General features: G+C 37.1%; 13 protein-coding genes. All 13 read right to left on the bottom strand.

All coding sequences use genetic code 11. The features are described from left to right. Positions 1-3: 3 nt before the first annotated feature. The 13 genes from ACOCEA_RS02960 to ACOCEA_RS02900 all read right to left on the bottom strand — a co-directional run bounded on the left by ACOCEA_RS02960 (position 4) and on the right by ACOCEA_RS02900 (position 14703). Positions 4-1665: a C45 family autoproteolytic acyltransferase/hydrolase gene (locus ACOCEA_RS02960; RefSeq protein WP_420754705.1), complete on the bottom strand. Its 1662-nt coding sequence runs from the start codon at positions 1663-1665 to the stop codon at positions 4-6. Further along, complete coding sequence (locus ACOCEA_RS02955) at positions 1666-2541, bottom strand: cupin-like domain-containing protein (protein ID WP_420754704.1); 876 nt, start codon at positions 2539-2541, stop codon at positions 1666-1668. After that, positions 2528-4084, bottom strand: coding sequence for a phytoene desaturase family protein (locus ACOCEA_RS02950; protein ID WP_420754703.1), 1557 nt, complete (start codon positions 4082-4084; stop codon positions 2528-2530). The genes ACOCEA_RS02955 and ACOCEA_RS02950 overlap by 14 nt, the downstream gene beginning before the upstream one ends. Next, on the bottom strand, positions 4085-7771 hold the full coding sequence (locus tag ACOCEA_RS02945; RefSeq protein WP_420754702.1) for a 1-acyl-sn-glycerol-3-phosphate acyltransferase: 3687 nt from the start codon (positions 7769-7771) through the stop codon (positions 4085-4087). Next, positions 7764-8966, bottom strand: a complete 1203-nt coding sequence (locus tag ACOCEA_RS02940) for a DUF2062 domain-containing protein (RefSeq protein ID WP_420754701.1) — start codon at positions 8964-8966, stop codon at positions 7764-7766. The genes ACOCEA_RS02945 and ACOCEA_RS02940 overlap by 8 nt, the downstream gene beginning before the upstream one ends. Before the next feature lie 71 nt (positions 8967-9037). Further along, complete coding sequence (locus ACOCEA_RS02935; RefSeq protein WP_420754700.1) at positions 9038-9514, bottom strand: hypothetical protein; 477 nt, start codon at positions 9512-9514, stop codon at positions 9038-9040. Then, positions 9511-9882 (bottom strand): ApeI family dehydratase, encoded by a 372-nt coding sequence (locus tag ACOCEA_RS02930; protein WP_420754699.1) that lies wholly within the window; start codon positions 9880-9882, stop codon positions 9511-9513. The genes ACOCEA_RS02935 and ACOCEA_RS02930 overlap by 4 nt, the downstream gene beginning before the upstream one ends. Further along, positions 9883-10473, bottom strand: a complete 591-nt coding sequence (locus tag ACOCEA_RS02925; RefSeq protein ID WP_420754698.1) for an outer membrane beta-barrel protein — start codon at positions 10471-10473, stop codon at positions 9883-9885. Next, a complete protein-coding gene (lolB2, locus tag ACOCEA_RS02920) occupies positions 10474-11079 on the bottom strand; it encodes a flexirubin biosynthesis protein LolB2 (RefSeq protein WP_420754697.1) in 606 nt (201 codons plus the stop codon). After that, the gene (gene lolA2 / locus ACOCEA_RS02915; RefSeq protein WP_420754696.1) at positions 11060-11677 is read right to left on the bottom strand and encodes a flexirubin biosynthesis/transport protein LolA2; all 618 of its coding nucleotides are present in this window, start codon (positions 11675-11677) and stop codon (positions 11060-11062) included. The genes lolB2 and lolA2 overlap by 20 nt, the downstream gene beginning before the upstream one ends. After that, positions 11670-12446 (bottom strand): polysaccharide deacetylase family protein, encoded by a 777-nt coding sequence (locus ACOCEA_RS02910; RefSeq protein WP_420754695.1) that lies wholly within the window; start codon positions 12444-12446, stop codon positions 11670-11672. The genes lolA2 and ACOCEA_RS02910 overlap by 8 nt, the downstream gene beginning before the upstream one ends. After that, positions 12440-13507, bottom strand: a complete 1068-nt coding sequence (locus ACOCEA_RS02905) for a beta-ketoacyl synthase N-terminal-like domain-containing protein (protein ID WP_420754694.1) — start codon at positions 13505-13507, stop codon at positions 12440-12442. The genes ACOCEA_RS02910 and ACOCEA_RS02905 overlap by 7 nt, the downstream gene beginning before the upstream one ends. Next, a complete protein-coding gene (locus ACOCEA_RS02900; RefSeq protein ID WP_420754693.1) occupies positions 13504-14703 on the bottom strand; it encodes a beta-ketoacyl-[acyl-carrier-protein] synthase family protein in 1200 nt (399 codons plus the stop codon). Before ACOCEA_RS02900 ends, ACOCEA_RS02905 begins: the two co-directional genes overlap by 4 nt. Positions 14704-14743: the final 40 nt, after the last annotated feature.

Below are 14743 nucleotides of genomic sequence, written 5' to 3'. Positions count from 1 at the left end.
TTGTTAGCGAAGTTTCCGAATATATTTTTCAATGTTCTCCCTATCCGGAATAGTGGTTATTTCTTTTTCCAATGCCTGTTCAAAATACCCTAAAGCAACCAAATTATATCCTTTAGTGTAATTGTACACCCCGGCCAAATAATAGCCTTCCCAAAAATTGGGATTTAATTGTATCAATTCTTCCAATTGGTTTAGGGCAATAGGTGTTTGCCCAGAAATACCCTCCTCAATTTTATCTCGTAATATCCTATAGTCTTCATATGCTTTGTAGGCTTTACTTTGTAAAAAGGAATCCCGAGGGATGTTGAGGTCGCTTTTTGCGATAGTTTGGCGTGGATTTTTATTTTGGCCAAAAATCTCTTTTAGATCATAGGCAACAAATTCACCCAATTGGTAGGGGTTGCTAGATACCCAAACCAATAAATCTTCTGGCTGAAAAACAATACCATGATGTGCCAATAACTGGTTTAATGCTTTTTCATTTCCATAACCAATTTCTTTATCATCCAGACCTTTTTTATCCCTAAGTATTTCTACCACTTTTGCAGGGTCAACGTTTGGTGTTTTTTCTAAAAGCGCTTCCATTCGTTCAAATCTATATTGCGAATGACTTTCTAAAATATGTTTTTGATTTTTTTTATCATTGGCATAGGCAGCACTTTGAAAATGATTGGCACAGACCAAACTTTTGGAATTTTCTACTTCATAAACCCCAAAGTTTTTGGGTGACACCTCTATAATCGCCGCTTTCTTATCTTTTGCACTGCCTACAAAAATAGATTCTGATACAAACACCTCCCTTTTTTTTGCAATGGCAATGGCTTCCTCTATAGTTGTTGCATATTGCAAGATTTCACGGGTAACCAAAGAAACAGGTGTTTTGGCAATTAAGGGGAATTTTGATTTTCCTGCGTTTATGGTTACGGTAAGTCCCTGATCGTTCATTCCAGAAACAACACCTATCATACCTCCCCAGGTTACCGACATAAATGCATGCCCTTCATCTGGCTCTATAAAGGCTATAATCTTGTTCTTGGCAAATTCATCCCCAGCGTAAAAGTCGAAATTTCTGCCAAGTAGTAGTTTGCCATCTTTGGTTTGGTCTCCCCAGGCCGCAAAGGCCGAACAGCCTACCAAGGCTAAATCTTGTAATGCGTGGCCAATATCGTGGGCGCCATGAAAATACATGACCCGTTGATAAGGTTTGGCTATATAATCATAATGGGGTGATGCATATTGGGAAACCCCATAAAGTTCCGCTTTAAAGCGTTCATCTATATTTAGGTACATTTTACGATTGAACCATGCTAAAAATTTCCGAAGTAGATTCTGATATCCTTTTGAAGGGACCAAATCATTTATTTTTTTTACAAAGATATCTTCTTGTTCGTTAAAAAGCTCCTGGGTTAAACGGCCTGTTTTTAATCCCAATTCCAAAGGATTACCACTCACATACAATTCCCATAGCCCTTGGTTATTCTTTCTAAGAAAATTATCGGCAATGGTAAATGTAGAGTCATTGATTTTCTCCCGTTTCCCAATACTGGATTCATAGTTAGAGACATCTGGTTTCTCTTTTAATGATTTGGAAACGCCGCATGAACCAAGGCAGCATGTGAGCATTATCAGGGCAACAAACCGATATGAAATTTTGAATTTCTCCAATTAAGAAAGGTTCATTAAGTTTTTATGCGTTTTTTTTATTGCGCTACGGTCTTTGTAATCCAACCATTTTTGCCCCCAGTATCTTCTAATAAAATTATCAAAATTTCGCATGATCACCACATTATAAAGCATGTTGGCAAATCTTTTGGGATTTCTGGGCAAGGCCCTTAGCGTCATGGAAAAACCACCATCTAAATATTTGATGTAATGCCAGTATCCACTTGGCATATACAACGCGTCGCCATGCTCCATTGTGGCGGTAATACCTTCTACTTGTTCAAGGGCCGGATATTTTTCAAAATCCGGATTATCCATATCTATTGATTCCAGATTATGAATGGAATGTGGTACCCTATATAGATATTTGGTCTGTTTAGGAGAGAACAGGGTTACCTGTTTATGGCCGTCAAAATGAAAATGCATACTATCTGGAAGATCTATATCGTAGTGCATAAATACTTTAGATTCACCGCCACCAAAGAATAGGGCTGGTAGTTTTTTAAAGAATTTTAGGCCTATATCTGGATAGTCAAAATCATGTATAAGCTCGGGCATTTTTTTTAAGATTTCATAAAAGAAAATCCTTAAATCTGTTGGCTTGGTCTTTAGAATTTCAATATACTCTGCCAACTTCATTTCTTTTACAGGTGCATAGACACTTTGCTTATCCTTGGCTGGTTCATTATTGTAAAGAGGTACCACTTGATTACCAGCTTTATTTTGAATATAGTCTAATGTCCATCTATCATATGCAGGCCAATTTTTGGTAAGCCCTTTAATAAGTACAGGTTTTTGTGGTTTATAATAGTTGCTTACAAAATCTTCTTTGGTGATTTGTTCTAAAACCGATATTGGTGTTGTTTTAAAAGTTCCCATTAGACATTGTTTTTTCAATTCCGGAGCTGTGCTCCCTTATTTTTTGAATTAAATAAGCGCCTCCCAATATTTCAGAACATGTTACCACACCACTTATAGTCACTCCTAGAATACCATGCATATTTAAACTTTGGCCGGTAAAATATAGGTTATTAATTTTTGTTCTGGGAGAAATGAACGATTTCAACGGGTCTTGCACGTCTTTAACATAACCATACATGGAACCTTTGTTACAACCGATGTAATCTCTATATGACAAGGGGGTTGAGGTATAAACAGACTGTATACATTCCCTGATATTTGGGAATTTTTTTTCTAATTCCGTTAGGAAAACCTCGGTTTTATGTTTTTTGAAATCCCCATAACTTTGGCCGCGGTCATTTTTTAGGGCAACCGTATTAAATGTGTCTTCCCATTGGGCTACCTCATCATAGTTCATATACGTTATGGCAGTCAACTGTTCTCCCCACTCATCTTGGTTTTTGCGAACCCCCATTGAGACCATATAGGTTTCTGGCCAACTTTCCTCGGTGTATTTATGTGCTTCCCAAACCCTATTGGAATCCTTAAAATGATAATAGTTCTTGTTCAGATATTTGAAGCACTTTGGTTTTAGTACAATATGTATGCTAAATGCAGAAATGGTGTTTTCCATTTCTTGGATACGGTAACTATATGATTTCCTAAAATGCTCTTCCCCGACCATTGCAAGGGTATGCTTGGGCTCAATATTGGAAATAAAAATAGTTCCAGTTACCGTATTCCCATCCTTACAGGTTACAGATTTTATCTGTTTGTTCTCACAGGTGATATTTACAACCTCACTATGTTTAAAGGCATCCCCACCGTGTTCCTTTAACTTCCTTATTAATAATTTTGTGATTTGGCTGCCTCCATCCGCACATCGGTAAGAACTCTCTATATATGAATTAATAGATAACGCATGCACATACAAAGGTGTTTTATCTGGTTCGCCTGCATATAATAGATTTGATCCCGCTAAAACCGCACGTAATTTTGTGTTACTGGTAATACTGGCAATATAATCTTTGGCTGATTGTTGAAAAATTTCCGGATTATTACCATAGGGCTTCCCCTCTTCTAGGTTATAAAGCGGAAATTTATGGCATACCTCCTTTAGTTTAAGGCAATACGTTTCAATGGACTTTCGCTCTTCGGGAAATAGGAGGGATAATTTTTCGATGAAATTTTCATAGCCCTGAGCGTGTGGATAGGCAATATCATCATTGTCAAAAGTGATGATATCAAAGCCATCCTCGTTCATTTTTTTAAATTGGAGTCCGTTCAAGATATCCAGATAATCAAAATATCTATATAGGTTTTGACCTTTTGATAAGCCACCTAAATAATGTACGCCAGTATCAAAAATGGTACGTTCACGAACAAAAGTCTGTAAGTTGCCCCCAAATTGGTTGTTCTTTTCCAAGACGCAAACACTGCGACCTTCACGTGCAAGAATATTGGCAGCAACCAAGCCCCCCATACCGCTTCCTATTATTACAACGTCGTAATGGTTTTTCAATTAAGTGTTCTTTTTATTAAGTACGATAAATGTATCATTTTGGTTACCAACTTGGAAATCTGATGGTAAAAGTTCCTTGAAATTAAGGTTTTGACCAGATTTTAATAGGATAACTGTGTGGATGTCAGCTTTGATGCTATTATGTGCGGATTTGGAATCAATTAAATCAGTATCAATCAGTAAAGTCGATGCATTTTTAGCCAATGCTTCTTGTTGGGATTCATAAATTTTGACTTTACTATAGCGATGCGTCAAAAAATTGTTTTTTAAAACCATACGGGAGTACGGTTTGTTTAAATAGGTATGTATGACACGGTCTATGGAATCCAAAGCCAAAAGTAAGTCTAACTGCCCGTCATCATTGGATAAATGTATGATGCCCTGTTTTTTATCAACCAGCTTAAGAATATCAGAATATGCATTTGAATTATTTTTCAAATCTTCCTTTACCTTCTTGTAGCTATCCGTTCCTTTAAAACGGTAGTGTTCCAATACGGTTTTGTGCCAATAGGTATTGGGTTCTACATGGTCTCGTAGTTGCCGGAACTCCTTCCTAAAAAAAGCACCTATTAATTTACCTTGTTTAGTGTAATTCCCGTAGTCATTCACACCATACGGTATCCGTTCCAAAATTTTTACCGTTATGCAACCATCCCTTATTACAAAACTTCCTTTTGGCAATACTTCCGAGTTACCATGAATCAAAACAGGAAGGATATCTAACTTAAAACGTTCGGCCAAATAAAACGCGCCTTTATGAAAACGATTTATTTTGTTGGTTTTAGACCTTGTGCCTTCTGGGAAGGCTATGAGGGAAAATCCTTGGTTTACTTTTTCCTTTAAATAAGCCTCTCCATTCTCAATGCCTCCAGATACTGGATATGCTCCAGCTAATTTTGCGGCACTACCAAAAATGGGGGAGTTATAAACCCAATCATTCACCAAAAAGATGATTTTTGGATGTAGCATACCAATACATAGAATATCAAGAAAGGAAGTGTGGTTGGCTATAATCATAGTTGGTTTTTCAAAAGTTTCCCCAAACGGATTTAGAATTTTCTTTTTTACAAATGGATTGGTGTATAATACCGAGCCCATTAACTTAGAGACCGATTTATGGAAGCCTAAATTTTCTTGATGGACCCTGTTAGGATTAATTTTCATTATAACCCAGGCGTACACAGAAAACAACAGTCCACCTAAGCCAAAATATAAAAATGAAAGTACCGAGTGCACAAAATACCGTAATGAAATTGGTCTCTTTTTGGTGTTCCCTACAAATAGATGGAACAACCAAGGTTGTAAGACAAAGGCAACAAAGGCAGCTGAGAAAATACCGATTAAAGAAACTTTTGAAATGGTATATAATGCTGGGTGCTTGGCAAAAATCATAACGCCAACACCTGCAATAGTAGTGATTACAGAGAAAAGTATAGATGTTTTGTGCGTTGGAAGACTCTTTTCCCCTGTTCTATATTCTGTAAGAAAACCATTGGTGATAAAAATACTATAATCTACACCAAGTCCAAAAATGAAACTACAGATGATAATGTTGAAAATATTAAATTCTATTCCCAAAAGCCCCATGACACCAACCGTTAAGAACCAACTTACAAATATGGGAATTGCCGTCACCATGGTCAAAGACAAACTTCTATAGAATAGTAGCAATATGACGACCACAGTTAACAATGAATAACCTAGAAGCCTGTTAAAATCGTTTTTTAAGGTGCCAAGAAAAGTCTCGTTTACCTGCTTGCGATTAATTAACAGGGTGTTAGGGGTGTTGCTAAAGGCAATAGTTAGATTTTCCAGTTGGCCTTCATTCAATTTAACAAGCGATGTGACCGTTATACCATTTTCATCCTCAACAATGTAGTCTTCAATGTTAAAGGCTTTAATATCCTGTATTTGTTGGATGGTGGCGGGTTTAAAATCACTTTGTAACCAATTGTAAAAAGGGTCAAAGGTATTTTGTTTAAAACCAAGGGTGTTTCCCGTGAAATTTAGTGTGTTTTGTAGTGAATCTACTTGTGGTGAAGTCCAAAAGTTATGCCAATCCGCAATTTTACTACCTTGCGTTTTATTTGATTTGGCAATACTGCCAACCGAAGTAAAATTAACAATCTTGTTGTCTTTTTTCAGCGCTTCTAGTTGATGAAATATCTGGTCATTTTGCTGTAACACTTCTTCTTGGTTTTTGCCAAAAGTGCTTAGATATATAGATTTTGATTCAATATCCGTTAGGTTTTCCAACTTTTTCCTGGCGGTGATCAATGCATCGGATTCGTAATTAAGCTTACTGATGTCTTGGTTAAAGTTCACTTTGGAATAGGTGAAAATACTTAGGAAGACAAGGAGTACTACAACACCTAGTGCCCATCGGTTTTTATGTATCTCAAAAATGGACAGGCGGTCTATAATGGTTTGTTTTGTGGACGTGATGGCTTTGTATTGATATAAATGTGGAATGCATAGCAATGCAAAAATAGACGCCCCTGAAACACTTACCGCGGCAAAAATACCTAGATCTTGTAGGGCCTGTGAGTCTAAAAACAAAAGGCATAAAAATGCTGAAGCTGTGGTAAGGCTGCTCATGATTACAGAGGAGGCTACTTCTTCATATAATTTTTTAATGGTACTTCCATTTCTAATATGTGTTAGTATGTGAAGGGCATAGTCTAAGGTCACACCAAGTAATATTGCCCCAATGCCCAGTGAAATGGCAGAAATGTGAGATCGAATTAAGGACAGGAAAGCAACAGCCAACAGGGCACCAAAAACCGTGGGGGCAAAAAGGATCAACGGTAGGGTTATTCTTTTATAAAATAGCATTAACAGTACAACCAATAGGGTCATGGCTATGCTAACGGTAAATTGTATATCGGTTTTAATTTGTCCGGCATTGGCAACAGCCACCAAGGAAGCACCAAAAAAGGAAACGCCAATTTGATTGCCAAATTTGTGCATTAGCTGATCTTTTAGGGCATATAGACCATCGGATAAGGGTTTATTTTCAACGGTGGCACTAGAAGGAAACGTGGGCGTTATAAAAAGAAGGATATTGGTTTCATCTTTGTTGACCAAGAATCCATTTTTTAAGGTAAAATCTTCTGCGACCCCTAGTTTTTGTAACTTTTTCAATGCTATAAAAGACATACCCAAAGGGTCCTTTAAGATGCTTTTTTTGGCAACGATACCCGTTGGTGACACCAAGGTCCTATAATTTTGTGCCATCCGTTCCTTTATACTGTCTTTTAAAAGACTGAGCTGGATTTTGGTATAGTCGGGCCCGTCCAAGAATAATGGAAGATTATCATATACAAAATCAAAGGTTTTAAGAACATCTTCATCATTTACCTTTCCCTGTATATGTTTTATATAATTGGGGTGGGAGTGCAGGATGCTATCCATAAATGCGGTAGCATATAGTGTTAGTTCATCAACGGAAGCATTAGGACCTTTTTCTATGTTCACAATAATTTTATCTGTGAACGAAATAGATTTTAATACCTTTTGTATGCGGATGGTTTCTTCGTTTGCTGGAATTAGGGATGTAATATCATCCTCAAATTTAATTTTAGATGCAAAGAATGATAGTATAGCAACAATAACGAGCAATACGCCGATGCTTATTATCCTATTTTTAGCGATTGTTTGGTATGTCCTATAAAAGAAGTTACCCATTGTTTACGGCTATTTTCCGCTTTCCAAAATAAGTAAGCATAAGGTAACCAATAGTGCCAAATACAAAGGCACCAACAACAGCTAAAATTAAACTTCCAACCACATAAGACCTCAGATTGGTAAGAAAGCTAAAATCTGTGGAGATAGACTCCAAAGACAACACAAAAGGCTCCCCCAAGGCCCAACTTCCCAACTGTAAGCTAAAAAGGACGATGAAGGGTATGAATGGTGGTAAACTAACGTTCGAAAATGCAAAAGCAATGGGTTTGTTAAGTTTAAAAACAAAGGCCAATAAAAGAACCAGTAAGGTGTGTAAACCCCAAAATGGACTAAATCCTATAAAAACACCTAAGGCTATTGAAGATGCTTTTTTACCCGGAGAATCTGAACTGCCCAACATGTCTTCGAACAGGAATTTTTTAACGCCCTTTTTTTTAAGATTTCTATAGAGATCCCTTGGTTTAATATAAAACAGTGCAACTAAAACCAACCAAGTATTTACAATGCTTATTCGTGTAAAATCTGGTATCGTCCTAAAATGGGAAACCCTTTCGTCTTCATCATAAAGAATTTTCACGGGAATGTTTTTGACCAAGGTACCCTGCCATGAAGCCTTAACAATAACTTCAATCTCAAATTCGAATTTGGGGGTAAGCAGCCTTAATTTTTCTATTTCACGCAAGGGGTACAAGCGGTATCCACATTGGGTATCGGTAAGCCAAATGCCTGTTTCAAACCAAAACCAAAAATTGGAAAACTTGTTTCCAAAACTACTTTTTCCGGGTACATCTGATTGATTCATATTACGTGCCCCTATATACAGTACATTTTTAGTGTTCTCTTTTTCTAGGGCATCAATGAATACTTCAATGTCTTCTGGAAAATGTTGCCCGTCAGAATCTATGGTAATTGCAAAATCATAATTATTTTCAAGCGCCGCTTGAAAACCTATTTGTAGCGCATTTCCTTTTCCTTTGTTCACAGGAAGATGAACTTGGGTAATTTGAGGAAATTCTTTAAGTAGCAATGCTGTATTGTCAGTAGCCCCATCATTTACAACAATAATATCTGGTGTTAATTCCATAACACCATGTATAACCCTAACCAGGGTTTTGGCATTGTTATAGGTAGGAATTAAAACAACGCAACGTAATTGTCGTAATCTTTCTGCTATGGTGGGTTTTTGGTCTGTCACACTTGTAAAAATTGGTAAGCTGCTTTTGGTTGATGGGAAATTATAAAACAAAGATAAGCATAAGGTAAGGCCTAAAACAACTGCTTTTCTTCATCGGTAAATAAGGCCGAAGTCACTATGTAGTTTTTAATCAACTTTTTCACCGCTTTTTCTTTGGCATTCTTAAAATCGGTCAGAATGAATAGTTTATCTTCTTGTAGGTTACTGTTATACTTCACTATTTTTGGCGCATGTTCTTGAATGCTTAGCCTGATGAAACGGAGTTCTAAATTCTCTGGATGGGCACCAATGGCAGTTTCTAACAAGGCGATGCCTTGTTTAAAGTATATTTTTTTCTCCTTTATTACCTTGCTATGTTTTGCCTTTAAAGTATATATTGCCCCTTTGTACCCTAACAAAACCCCATTGTTTCCTTCAGGTAAACCAATAAATTCAGCATAAAGTTCTTCGGTAACCTGTGGGTCGTTTAATGCTTGGGGATATTTAAGGCGTACTTCCGCTACATCAATAGTCAATGCAATGATAAAAGCAATTAACAATAGCTTCATACGGGCCTGTTTTTAAATGTAGCATTCAATTTTAATGCCAATATATCATCTATGTGTACGGTGTTCTTCACCTTAACGCCCTCTTCTGTTGATGTTATGTGTAGTTGTAGTTGAATGGTGTCATTTTTTTCTGGATTGATGACTGCCATAAACTTTACATTGGAAGCAACGGAAAGTATTAGGTTTTTTTGTAAGGCTTTTTCTGCCAGTTCCTTAATAATCTGGATGACACAAACCCCTGGTAAAACGGGATGTCCTGGGAAATGGCCTTCAAATATTTGATGGTCTTTGTTCAACCTTATGACAGCGTCAACAATATCGTCCTTGTATTTAAAATCCACAAGTTCATATAATCCTTCTATCAGCATTTACTTAAGTTTAAATTTATATGCAGCACCAAATTGTACTACCCCGTTTAAGTTACTACCATCTTTTTCATAAAGGTCGTCAGCACCAAAAAAATCTACGCTAACGGTCCCTTGTTTGTATCTTGCTTCCAAGATAAGGCCAAAGGGAAATTCATAACCTATTCCTCCAAAGACAACAACGTCAAAAGGTGATATTTCATCATCTCCGTCACCATTGAATAAATTGACAAAGTTGTTTTTTATATTAATGTCCAAACCGGCACCAAGATTAAAGTGAAAACCTTTATTGCTCCCTATAAAAAATTTATTGGCAGCGGCCAGTGACAAATAATCAATTTCTACATCTCCATATTCAGTGGAGTTAGAAGCACCACCTTGACTGGAATAAAATATTTCTGGTTGAAGGCTGTAATAGTCCGTAATACTAATATCCAGGATTCCTCCTATGTATAGACCGGTTTTGGTATCTAAAGTAGTCTTGCTTATGTTGCTATTGTTCCACCCCAATTTAAATCCGGGTCTAGCTTGGGAGTACGCTTTTGGGATAAAAAGTAACATACAAAAAAACACGAAAATTAAAGACTTCCTCATTTAGAATGCTGTTAGAGAGATGTTAAGTGCTAGGTTTTTGTGTTGAATCTCTATATTGTTTACAATGTTATCACTTATTTTCGAGAATGTAAAAAGCACCTTTTCTTTTTGATTTCCAACCCGTGTAATCTTATTTAGGGTATCGTTTTTATATTCGTAGTAGTGTAATTTTGAATCAATTTTTGTTGAAACTATAAGGCCATTATCATTTTGAAAATTTACTTTGGCAGTTCCTTTTTCATGAATTAAGGCTAGAAAATCCTTTTTAAGAATAGAAATAAGAATATTACGATCTAATGCTTTTATAATTCTATTGACCTTAAATCCGCTTTCCAAAAAGGAGAAATCAAAAATAGTATTGCCTAATTCCGTAGTAAATACAATACGATGCTCTTTAGGAGCGATTTTTTTTATAACCAGTATACCACCAAACTCCTTTTTAAAAGCCTTGATCCTCGCTTTATAAACATAGTCTTTTTCTACATTGGCGAAATAAGGATTTGTCGCCTCAAATACTGTTAATGGTGCTTTGGAATAGCCTAGCTTTTTTGGGTAGGGGGTACAGCCAAAGAACAGCAAAAGAATGCTAATGGGTAAAAACCTCATGTGGTATGGTTTGGTTTTCTACCCTGTTAGAGAATATAATGTGTGTATAGTCATTACTGGGTTCTATCATTTTAACCTCTAAAACCTCTCCTGTGTCAGAAAATAGGATATGAAAGACTTTTATAAACTCAGAAAATTGAGGATCTTTTGGTGTAAAATGGACCAGACTTTTTTCATCAACCTTAAAATAGTCCATATCAAAAGTTTCGGAAATAAACATATCGCCACTTATACTCGCCGTAATCAATTGATTCAATTGGGTAAAAATCGTATTCGAACTCAGGTCCATATTGCTTTTATTGCCATCATCGTTTATAAACAGTTTTTCTTCTTTAAAAAGTACGGTGTACGAGAATGGGGAAATATACTGCCAGCTTACCATATTTGGAGCTTTAAACGCTAGTTTTCCAGTAGACTTAATAGCGTTGGAAAGAAAATCTAAATGCTTGTATTGTACAAAATCACAAGTAATGGTTTGGGTTTTGGCGGCTTTGGCTTTTACCAATGAACGTAGGTTATTGGCTTCCGAATTGTTCATTTTAGTTTGCCCATGTACAGCACCAATAGTAAATAGAACAATTAACAAATATTTATACATAGGCATTAAGCTGTAGCAATTGGTCTACCGTGACCGATTGTAATTTTTTCTCCTGTAAAAATAACAATAACCGTTCCAAAACAGCTACAGTTTTAGCACTGGTGTCATGCAAAAGAACAATGTCGCCTTTAGTAACTTTGGAAGTTATCCTCAGCAATACCATAGCTTCATTGCGTGGGGTGGTGTCTAGGGATCTTACATTCCACCCAATAGAGTGTAACCCTAATTCTTGTACCGCCTTTTTTATGTTTGGATTGGTAACGCCAAAAGCAGGGCGGTAAAGGTTCATTTTTTTATCTGTAAGTTTTTTTACTAAGTCGGTAGTACGTTGCAATTCTTGTTGTACCCTGGCAGTGCCATAAAAACCAAAAGATTTGGAATGGGAATAGGTATGGTTGCCAACGGTATGGCCATTTTCCAAAATGGCATTCAATAGTTCTGGGTGCTGTTCTATTTTATGGCCAATACAGAAAAAAGTTGCCTTTGCATTATAGTGCTTTAATAGTTCCAAAACCTGAGGGGTGAAAATGGGATCAGGGCCATCGTCAAAAGTAAGTGCTATGCAATTATTGGGAATATTCTTATTGGAATGAATGGAAGTATAATGAAAATTCCAACGTATTAAAAAAGAACCGAGAAGGGTCATTAAAAACCACGTTATGAAGACCAAAAGATACATCCACCAAGGAATAGTCACAAAAAAAGAGCATATGGCCAATAAAACAACGGCAAGGATAGAAAGGATGTTTATCGGTTTTCTTTTTAGCATTTTTGTAATAAAACCAAACTATGATTTACACCTCTATACTGATTGTAAATTAAAATTGTTTTTGGTGCTGTTGTTTTTATGTTGTTCAGTAGGGTTGCCTTTGGCACACTACCTGTTTTTAGAATTTTATTGGCAAGCCAAAATGCAAATCCAGAAGCGGTATCATATTCGCCAGATAAATGTTTATAGGCCAATTGGGGTATGTTTTCAAAAAGCGTAGCGCCTAAATCATTGTAATAATGGTCAAATTCTACATCCCCGTTGTTGCCCATAATAACCGCATCAATAGATGCCAAGCTAACATTTGAATCTTCCAGAAACCTAGTTATGGTTTCGGGAACTTTTGATTTGTCCAAAGTGTTATACGTACGTATTGCCAAAAGCTTGGCATATGTGGAGTCCTGTTTTATATTTGAAAGGACAAAAAAATGAGATCCTTCACCAATAACACTTCCTTTGGTTTTAGATGTCAGCACATCTTCCAAGGCAATAGGCTCATTTTTAATATGGCCAATTAATCTATGGGTATCTACATGATGTTTTACCATTTCATCCACACCACCAACAAGAATATTGCTGGCTTCATCCGTTGCAAGCTGTAAATTTGCATCTATCAAACAGGATTCAAACGATATGGACGAATGTACGTATGTGAAATTATAGCCCTTGCAATCCATAGCTAAAGCTATTACGCCTGCTACCGTATTATGTGAGGACTGAATAAATCGGGTGGGGGTAAGGTATTGTTCATCGTTATCAATAATATCACTTACGAATTTTTCGGAGTCTCCAAGGCAACCTAATCCGGTACCAACTATTATAGCATCAACAGCCTCTAATCCAGCTTCCTTTAGTGCCGTTTGCGAGCTCACTGTGCTCATTTTTATACCTTTTGCCATTCTGCGTGCGGCAGCTGGCGGTATATAGGCCTTATAATCAGGATCCACTACTTTGAGCGTAGTATCCTTATAGCTTAGAATATCCTCTAAAAAAGAGGTGTCGTCAAACGTTTTCTGTACCGATACAGAACCTATACTGTTTATATAGACCGATTTCTTCATGCCTCTTTTGAAAATATTAAGGTGGAACAATTACCTCCAAAACCAAAAGAGTTTGATAATACGGTATTAATTTCTTTTCGCTTTAATTCTGTTTGCGGCAGTAGCTGAAACTCCTGCATTGGGGTCTTAAAGTTCAAATTAGGATAGACTACATTATTTTGTATGGCTAGAATTGCAAATATGGCCTCAATGCCTCCAGCAACAGCTAATGTGTGTCCCGTATACGCCTTTGTAGAGCTAAAATCTGGAACTTGGTCACCAAATATGCGTATCAAGGCCCTACCCTCAGAAAGGTCGTTATTTGGTGTGGCTGTACCATGGGCATTAATATAGTCTATATCTTTTGGCTGTAGTCCCGCTACTTTTAAGGCTTTTTCCATGGCAAGAACGGCCCCGTCGCCATTATCTGATGATGCTGTTTGGTGAAAGGCATCATTGGCATTACCATAGCCTTTTACATATCCCAGAACTTTTCTATTTTCTTTTGCTACCAGCTCACTGGATTCCAGAACTAAAAAAGCGGCTGCCTCACCTAAGTTTAATCCTTTTCGATCGTCGTCAAAAGGGGTGTTATAGGTGTCGGACAATATCATTAGGGTTTTAAACCCGTTAATAGTGAACTTCGAAAGCGCATCCGAGCCACCAACCACTACTCGGTCCAATTCTCCAGATTTTATCATTCTGGCACCCATCATTATAGCGTTGGCTGCAGACGAGCATGCGGTACTAATGGTAGTGACAAAACTTTCTTTTAAACCAATGGCATCAGCTATTTTATGGGTAGAATCACCGGCATGCAAGGCATTTATATGGTTCCAATGGGCGTCATTACTAAAGTAATCGTAAAAGTATTGTTCTGCCTTATCCATTCCCCCAACAGTAGTGCCAGATATAAGTCCAGTTCTATAGGCATTGATATCACGTATTCCTGCTTGTGCCAAAGCCTCCTTTGCAGCAACAATTCCAAGCATTGGGGTGCGGGAATGACTATTTGGTGCTAACTGTAGTATTTCCTCAAGTTTAGCATTGGTAAGGGGAATTTCGCCAACCATAATATCATTGGCATGTGCTGTCTGGATTTGTGAAATACGGCTAATTCCTTTTTTTCCGGAAATTAGTGACGCATAGTTTTCCTCTACATTGTTCCCAATAGCAGAAATCAAACCCATTCCCGTAATTGCAACTCCTTGATTCATATCGTCTATTAAACAGGACCCAGATTGCACATTCCTATTG

It is taken from the genome of Maribacter luteocoastalis, from assembly GCF_048890225.1.
Lineage (GTDB): Bacteria > Bacteroidota > Bacteroidia > Flavobacteriales > Flavobacteriaceae > Maribacter > Maribacter luteocoastalis.
Note: the sequence above shows the minus strand (reverse complement) of the source record. Positions and strands in the feature narration are given on the sequence as shown.